Below are 6,000 nucleotides of genomic sequence, written 5' to 3'. Positions count from 1 at the left end.
CAGCTGGATAGAGTACTCGGCTACGAACCGAGCGGTCGGAGGTTCGAATCCTCCCGGATGCACCATCTCTTACTTGATACCGCTTTTGTGCAGTATCAATATCGGCAGTAAAATAAGTTTTCCGATGCATCCGTAGCTCAGCTGGATAGAGTACTCGGCTACGAACCGAGCGGTCGGAGGTTCGAATCCTCCCGGATGCACCATCTTCTCCCGAATAACAGCGAGTTTGTTGTTTCATGGTCTGCGAGAGCATCGTAAGCACCAGGGGGATAACGTTGCGCCAGCAACAGCCCGAAGGGCGAGGCTTCGCCGAGTCATCCTCCCGGATGTACCATCTCTTATTTGATACCGCTTTTGTACAGTATCAGTATCAGCAGTAAAATAAGTTTCTCGATGCATCCGTAGCTCAGCTGGATAGAGTACTCGGCTACGAACCGAGCGGTCGGAGGTTCGAATCCTCCCGGATGCACCATCTTCTCCCGGATAACAGCGAGTTTGTTGTTTCATGGTCTGCGAGAGTATCGCGAGTACCAGGGGGGGATAGCGTTGCGCCAGCAACGGCCCGAAGGGCGAGGCTTCGCCGAGTCATCTTCCCGGATGCACCATTTTTTTCTTTTCCTTACTCCTTTGCATTCATCTCCTGAACAATCCTCAGCATCGTCGTCAGCGACAAAATCCAGCAATTACGATAAAGTAACGTCTGTTTACTTGCCGGTGAGAGCGCTATGTACGAACGTTATGCGGGTCTGATTTTCGATATGGATGGTACCCTTCTGGATACTGAACCGACGCACCGTAAGGCGTGGGTTGAAGTATTAGGTCGTTACGGTATGCATTTTGATCTTCAGGCGATGATTGCCCTTAACGGCTCAGCCACATGGCGTATTGCTCAGTCCATTATTGAGTTGAATCATGCGGATCTCGATCCTCACGCGTTAGCCCGTGAAAAAACCGACGCGGTAAAAATCATGCTCCTCGACAGCGTCGAGCCGTTGCCGCTGGTTGAGGTGGTAAAAGCGTGGCATGGTCGTCGCCCGATGTCCGTCGGAACCGGCAGTGAAAGCGCAGTAGCGGAAGCGCTGCTGGCTCATCTGGGGCTGCGTCGCTATTTTGATGCCGTCGTTGCTGCCGATCATGTCCAGCACCATAAACCCGCGCCAGATACTTTCCTGCTTTGTGCGGAGCGTATGGGCGTGCCTCCGGCGCAGTGCGTGGTATTTGAAGATGCGGACTTTGGTATCCAGGCAGCACGCGCCGCCGGAATGGATGCTGTGGACGTTCGACTCCTGTGAGTGACGGACTGTCGCTCCTTTCATTGTTCGCCAGCAGTTTCCTCAGCGCTACGCTGTTGCCCGGCAACTCGGAAGTCGTTCTGATTGCCATGTTACTGGCCGGACTCAGTCATCCCTGGGTCTTAGTTTTAACAGCAACAATGGGTAATAGCCTTGGAGGGTTAACTAACGTTATCCTTGGGCGTTTCTTCCCGCTGCGCAAGACATCGCGCTGGCAGGAGAAAGCCACAGGCTGGCTTAAACGCTATGGCGCGGTCACACTATTATTAAGCTGGATGCCGGTTGTGGGTGATTTACTGTGCCTGTTAGCGGGATGGATGCGCCTCTCGTGGGGGCCGGTGCTCTTTTTTTTATGCCTTGGCAAAGCGCTGCGTTATATTGTCGTCGCGGCTGCTACCGTTCAGGGCATTACCTGGTGGCACTAATTGTGCCTGGGGATTAGCCTTTAGGTTAACCACTACAATTATGCTAATTAATACGATTTTGACAGGCGGGAGGTCAATTTGATCCCGGACGTATCACAGGCTTTGGCCTGGCTGGAAAAGCATCCTCAGGCATTACAGGGGATACAGCGCGGGCTGGAGCGCGAGACATTGCGCGTGAATGCGGATGGCACGTTGGCGACAACGGGGCATCCTGAAGCGTTAGGCTCAGCGCTGACGCATAAATGGATTACCACGGATTTCGCGGAAGCGCTGCTGGAGTTTATCACACCGGTAGACGGCGATATCCAGCATATGCTGACCTTCATGCGTGACCTGCATCGTTATACCGCCAGAAATATGGGTGATGAGCGCATGTGGCCACTGAGCATGCCTTGCTACATTGCCGAAGGTCAGGACATTGAACTGGCGCAATATGGCACTTCAAATATTGGTCGTATGAAAACGCTGTACCGTGAAGGGTTGAAAAACCGTTACGGTGCGTTGATGCAAACTATTTCCGGTGTGCACTACAACTTTTCACTGCCGATGGCATTCTGGCAGGCGAAATGTGGCGTAGTGGAAGGCGAAGAGGCAAAAGAGAAAATCTCTGCCGGCTATTTCCGCCTGATCCGTAACTATTACCGCTTTGGCTGGGTCATTCCTTATTTGTTTGGTGCGTCCCCGGCGATTTGCGCTTCCTTCCTGCAGGGCAAACCGACCACGCTGCCGTTTGAGAAAACCGACTGCGGAATGTACTACCTGCCGTACGCGACCTCGCTGCGACTGAGCGATCTGGGTTATACCAATAAGTCGCAAAGCAATCTCGGAATTACGTTTAACGATCTCTACGAGTATGTGGCAGGATTGAAGCGGGCGATTAAAACGCCTTCTGAAGAGTATGCGGCAGTAGGGCTGGAAAAAGACGGTAAGCGTCTGCAAATCAACAGCAACGTGCTGCAGATTGAAAATGAGCTGTACGCGCCGATTCGTCCGAAACGCGTTACGCGTAGCGGTGAGTCGCCTTCAGATGCGCTTCTGCGTGGTGGTATCGAATACATCGAAGTCCGCTCGCTGGATATCAATCCGTTCTCGCCAATTGGCGTGGACGAGCAACAGGTGCGTTTCCTTGACCTGTTTATGGTCTGGTGTGTGCTGGCCGATGCACCGGAGATGAGCAGCAGTGAGCTGCTATGTACGCGTACCAACTGGAATCGGGTGATTCTGGAAGGGCGTAAGCCGGGCCTGACGTTAGGGATTGGTTGTGAAACTGCACAGTTCCCGCTGCCCGAAGTGGGTAAAGATCTGTTCCGCGATCTGAAGCGTGTGGCACAAACGCTGGACAGCATCCACGGCGGAGAGGATTATCAGAAAGTCTGTGACGAACTGGTTGCCTGCTTTGATAACCCGGAATTAACGTTCTCTGCACGTATTCTGCGGTCTATGATTGATACGGGTATTGGCGGTACGGGCAGGGCGCTGGGCGAAGCTTACCGCAATCTGCTGCGTGAAGAGCCGCTGGAAATTTTGCAGGAAGAAGACTTTGTGGCTGAACGTGACGCCTCAAAACGTCGTCAGCGCGAAGTTGAAGCGGCAGATTCGGAACCGTTTGACAGCTGGCTGGCAAAGCAGCAGGCCTGACAGAAAAGAAAAAGGCCACTCGGGAGTGGCCAAAATTTCATCTCTGAAAACAGGGATGATGATAACAAATGCGCGTCTTTCATATACTCAGACTCGCACCGGAACAAAGAGTTCAGTTTATTTATAAAAAATTATCGGAGGTGGCTAAATGCCGTTGTTAGATAGCTTCACTGTCGATCATACCCGGATGGAAGCACCTGCAGTCCGTGTGGCGAAAACGATGAACACTCCACACGGTGACGCCATCACCGTGTTTGATCTGCGTTTCTGCATTCCAAATAAAGAGGTGATGCCGGAGAAAGGGATTCACACGCTGGAGCATCTGTTCGCAGGCTTTATGCGTAATCACCTCAACGGTAACGGCGTCGAGATTATCGATATCTCCCCGATGGGTTGCCGTACCGGTTTCTATATGAGCCTGATAGGTACGCCGGATGAGCAGCGCGTGGCAGATGCATGGAAAGCGGCGATGGCCGACGTGCTGAAAGTTCAGGATCAGAATCAGATCCCGGAACTGAACGTCTACCAGTGCGGTACATATCAGATGCACTCCCTGAGTGAAGCACAGGATATCGCGCGTCATATTCTGGAGCGCGACGTTCGCGTCAACAGCAATGAAGAGCTGGCGCTGCCAAAAGAGAAGTTGCAGGAATTGCATATCTAGTTAGTGCTGTAGCCGGACAGAGGTGGCTCTGTCCGGTTTGTTCACTCATCTCTCACCTGATATTCCACGCAGTGCGCTTCATCAGACTGAGGTACTTCCAGCTTTGACGCCATTCTCATTATAACCGCGTCCGGAACCGCATATTGGCGGTTTGCATTTTGCTGCTTCCATTGCGCCCATGGAACTTCAATGTAGACAATTTTTACCCGTGCACCGTAGGCAGTAAAAAGGTCGATGAGCTGGCTTCGTAGCTGTCGGGTAATATTGGTCGCATTCCAGACAAAAGCCGTTTTTTGTCGCAGCAAAGCCCGTGCATCTTCTTTTGCCTGCTGGACGACGCGACCGGTTGCCGACCTGTCTTCCGGGCTGACACCAAGTCGACGGCGGATATCATCAAGACTCACTACCGGTATGCCGGGACAGTGTTCGCTGATATAGCGATCCTTACCCATTCCGGGCAGAGCGCTCATTATAATCACTTCAAAGCTTTCTGTTTCCCAGGGGATGAAATCGGCTGAACTGTTCGAATGCGTCAGATAATGCCAGCGAGCCGCATCGGAAACGAAGTGACGGGCATGTCCCCAGCACTGTTGTTCCTGACAGAAAAGCTCAAACAGGGCGATCCGGTCGAGCATCTCCTCCCTATCCTGACAGCGTCGCCCTTCTATATCGGCACGGGCGAGCAGCGTCAGCAGGCGGGTGTCAATCCGCATAGCCGCGCTAAGCAGCAGGCGCTCAGGGGCGGGACGTTCGAGTAGCCACAACGGCAGTCCGTGCAGGCGAACCAGCGCCGCGATTTGCTCACGCAGAATAAAGGGTGTGGGAATATCTCGCCACAGGATCTGCCGTGTCGTGAGTTCACCTTTGCGCGCATGGCCCAATGACTGGATGCGACCGTGTTCATCACGCTGCGTGGTGCTGCGCTTTTCCACATCGTGTAGCAGCGCCGCAGCCCATAGCAGCTCTTGTTGCTGTGGTGAGCATCGCTGAAAGTCAGACATGGTTGATAGCGCGTTGAGCACCATTTCAGTATGAATGCCAACGTCCCCCTCGGCATGATGGACGGGATCCTGTGGTACATCGTGCATCTCTTCTACCCAGCGGAATTGTTGTCGCAGCGCCGACCAGCTTTTGTCACCAGTAAGCTGCCAGATCATAACTGGCCTCCAAAGGCAAATTCATGGGCCAGACGAGCCCGTCGCCAGTTGCGCTTCCAGTGTTCCGTTGTTTTGACATGATTCTTACGGACAAACTTAAACACTTGGTGGGCGAAATCATCCACAGGAAATTCGTTGCGATTACGGCTCACGATGCCTTCAAGGGTGCAGGGCTGACCGGCCTGGATATCCCATGGGTCGAACGCGCCGCGTCCGTTGGTTAGCGCAAGAAATTCTCGCTGCCACGCTTTTTCATCCTGACCAGGCTGCGGTCCTGGGATTTCCGGGACGCAGGGAAAATCAAACAGCGCGGCATAGAACTGCACTTCTTCCCAGCTTAGCCACATATCCTGGCAGCGGATGGCAAACAGGAAAAAGTCCTGCTCCAGCGCGTGATATTCAATCGAGTGGACGGCATAGAGGTTCTCGCCGAAAAGCTCTAAATCGCCAAGATCGTTTTTTAGCAATTGCCAGCGCTGGCGAATTTTATGCGTCCACGCGGATTGCGTTGGGGCTGCATGAGAGCGGGCAAAAACGCCGTGGCGATTCAGGCAGTTATTTTCACCATCCAGCTTTTCGGTGTGCACCAGTAGAGGAATAACCTGCAAATCTCGCCAGTAGTCGGCGTTGATACGGTCATCGCTAGTAGTGCCGGGGGAGAAAGGATAGTGCCAGGTTCTCCCGTATTTTCGTTGCGTATTCATGATAATTCATTATTTATGTTGTTATAAAGTTACGCCCGCGGGGAGGCGAGTTGTGAGGTTAACGGGTTAAAAGGGATAGTGTGAATTTCACCCATCAAGGCGAGGGTGTAGATAAAGAGG

At 52.9% G+C, this 6,000-nt stretch carries 6 protein-coding genes and 2 tRNA genes; 6 read left to right on the top strand and 2 right to left on the bottom strand.

From position 1 onward, the window contains the following. The first annotated feature begins 126 nt into the window (after positions 1 to 126). The 6 genes from OGW13_RS24080 (at position 127) to luxS (ending at position 4,019) form a co-directional block, all read left to right on the top strand. Positions 127 to 203 (top strand) — tRNA-Arg (locus OGW13_RS24080). 192 nt (positions 204 to 395) lie between these two features. Beyond that, positions 396 to 472, top strand: a tRNA-Arg gene (locus OGW13_RS24075). Positions 473 to 725: 253 nt separating this feature from the next. After that, positions 726 to 1,292 carry a fructose-1-phosphate/6-phosphogluconate phosphatase gene (yqaB, locus tag OGW13_RS24070; RefSeq protein ID WP_042999618.1) on the top strand — a complete coding sequence of 189 codons (567 nt, stop codon included), beginning with the start codon at positions 726 to 728 and terminating at the stop codon, positions 1,290 to 1,292. Beyond that, the gene (locus tag OGW13_RS24065; protein WP_042999619.1) at positions 1,289 to 1,717 is read left to right on the top strand and encodes a YqaA family protein; all 429 of its coding nucleotides are present in this window, start codon (positions 1,289 to 1,291) and stop codon (positions 1,715 to 1,717) included. Before yqaB ends, OGW13_RS24065 begins: the two co-directional genes overlap by 4 nt. Positions 1,718 to 1,795: 78 nt before the next feature. Beyond that, positions 1,796 to 3,355, top strand: coding sequence for a glutamate--cysteine ligase (gshA, locus tag OGW13_RS24060; protein ID WP_042999620.1), 1,560 nt, complete (start codon positions 1,796 to 1,798; stop codon positions 3,353 to 3,355). A 148-nt stretch (positions 3,356 to 3,503) separates the two neighbouring features. Beyond that, entirely contained in the window at positions 3,504 to 4,019 is a 516-nt protein-coding gene (gene luxS / locus OGW13_RS24055) for an S-ribosylhomocysteine lyase (RefSeq protein ID WP_003037312.1), read from the top strand. A 41-nt stretch (positions 4,020 to 4,060) separates the two neighbouring features. Here luxS and OGW13_RS24050 read toward each other — a convergent pair whose 3' ends face one another. Together OGW13_RS24050 and OGW13_RS24045 are read right to left on the bottom strand one after the other, a co-directional pair. Next, positions 4,061 to 5,176 (bottom strand): AAA family ATPase, encoded by a 1,116-nt coding sequence (locus tag OGW13_RS24050; protein WP_042999621.1) that lies wholly within the window; start codon positions 5,174 to 5,176, stop codon positions 4,061 to 4,063. Next, positions 5,173 to 5,880 (bottom strand): RNA ligase family protein, encoded by a 708-nt coding sequence (locus tag OGW13_RS24045; RefSeq protein WP_042999622.1) that lies wholly within the window; start codon positions 5,878 to 5,880, stop codon positions 5,173 to 5,175. The genes OGW13_RS24050 and OGW13_RS24045 overlap by 4 nt, the downstream gene beginning before the upstream one ends. Positions 5,881 to 6,000: the final 120 nt, after the last annotated feature.

The sequence above is a fragment of the Citrobacter sp. Ca225 genome, assembly GCF_030337175.1.
In the GTDB taxonomy this organism is placed as follows: domain Bacteria; phylum Pseudomonadota; class Gammaproteobacteria; order Enterobacterales; family Enterobacteriaceae; genus Citrobacter_A; species Citrobacter_A amalonaticus.
Note: the sequence above shows the minus strand (reverse complement) of the source record. Positions and strands in the feature narration are given on the sequence as shown.

Excerpts from the sequence above, each read along its gene's own strand:
- yqaB (WP_042999618.1), top strand. The coding sequence starts at position 726 with ATGTACGAACGTTATGCGGGTCTGATTTTCGATATGGATGGTACCCTT.
- luxS (WP_003037312.1), top strand. The coding sequence starts at position 3,504 with ATGCCGTTGTTAGATAGCTTCACTGTCGATCATACCCGGATGGAAGCA.
- OGW13_RS24050 (WP_042999621.1), bottom strand. The coding sequence starts at position 5,176 with ATGATCTGGCAGCTTACTGGTGACAAAAGCTGGTCGGCGCTGCGACAA.
- OGW13_RS24045 (WP_042999622.1), bottom strand. The coding sequence starts at position 5,880 with ATGAATACGCAACGAAAATACGGGAGAACCTGGCACTATCCTTTCTCC.